1 pseudogene is annotated in these 1351 nt (G+C 52.8%); it reads right to left on the bottom strand.

Annotation, left to right across the window (positions count from 1 at the left end):
- Nucleotides 1-938: 938 nt before the first annotated feature.
- Nucleotides 939-1091, bottom strand: a pseudogene (locus HV796_RS42420) (IS3 family transposase); the annotation flags it as partial.
- Between the last annotated feature and the right edge of the window lie 260 nt (nt 1092-1351).

Below are 1351 nucleotides of genomic sequence, written 5' to 3'. Positions count from 1 at the left end.
CGCGACGACGGTGAGAACCGCGGTGGCATCACCCGCGGTGACCGTGCAGTGGCTGGGCGCACGCTGGCTATCAGCCAGCGAGAGCTTCCAGTTCTTCTCACCCAGTTCAAAGGCCGTGTACAGGCGGCCAGCTGCCGTCGTTATCCTGCCCACGGAGGGCTGCGTCAGACGTATCCATTTGCGTGCTCCTTCGGAGAAAACGAGTGTGGAACTCCCGTTTTACTCCAGTCGGGCTTCTCCCTCCCACATAGCATCTAGCGTTCGAACTCCCAGGGCATCACGATTGTTGACAGGGTTCTTACGTGATCTAGCGTGCTGTTCGTCGTGGAGTGCGCACTCTCTGGTGACTCATGTTTTTTCGATTGAGATGCTTGACTGGGTCGTTCTCGTAGGCGAATTCATGTTTTTTACCCCGCGGTGCCGAAACTCTGCTTCTATGAATCAGTTCATTTGTAAGTGTGGTGATGGGCGGCATTGAACAGGTGTTCAGCGAATTAGACTGCGAGCTCAGGCGTTTGCGCGTCGCAATGGCCACCATCCTTGTACGGTAAGCCAGCGTTTTATGAACAGAGAGGCGCTGGCGCTTTTGAGGCGAGATCTTGATGCGGCTGATCTCGTACGCACCAAAACCTGACGGTCGCAGTAGCGATTGCCGGCGAGTCATGCTGCTCGCTATCAACGGAGAGTTAGCGTCAAATTTGAAAAATTGGCAGAATCTAAAATGGTTACATATTTAAATAAAAATTTAAAACTTTATCTTGAGAGAGATGGCAGTATACTATCTAAATTTTGTAGGAAAATACTATGTTTCAGCAATAAAATATATGATAATTAGCCTATTCTCGTAAAGAAGGGTGTTTGCGGGGCATTAAGTTTCGTTTACGCGTATTTTGACATGTAACCTTGCCCCTGCTTCACGAATTCCATAGCCGAGGGAATTATGCGGCCCGTTCCTGCTGAGCCGCGAACCAGTTTCTCTCGAACGTCATAGGGCTGACGTAGTTCAACGAGGAATGCAGCCGCTGTGAACTGTAAAAGCTGAGCCAGTCTACGACTTCATCCATCACCGCTCGCAGGGTGGCGAAGGGACGTTGCCCGCGAATTTCGGATCCCCTAACTGAGCGGAGATTATGCCACCCGTTGATTCTGGGTGGCGTACCAGTCCTGCTCGAATTGCATCGGGCTGACGTAGCCCAACGTCGAGTGCAAGAGGGTAGCCGCGTTTCCTCTCAGAAACGCGGCCCCCGAAGGTAGGGTCGAGAACTGGCGCGCGCACGGTAGGCTCCGGTGGTCTCTCCACCGCTTTCGCGGTTGGACCTCAGTCCGGCTGCCATGGTCACGTTTCCAGCTC

It is taken from the genome of Paraburkholderia humisilvae, assembly GCF_902859855.1.
GTDB classification, from domain to species: domain Bacteria; phylum Pseudomonadota; class Gammaproteobacteria; order Burkholderiales; family Burkholderiaceae; genus Paraburkholderia; species Paraburkholderia humisilvae.
This window is presented reverse-complemented; position numbering and strand designations above follow the sequence as displayed.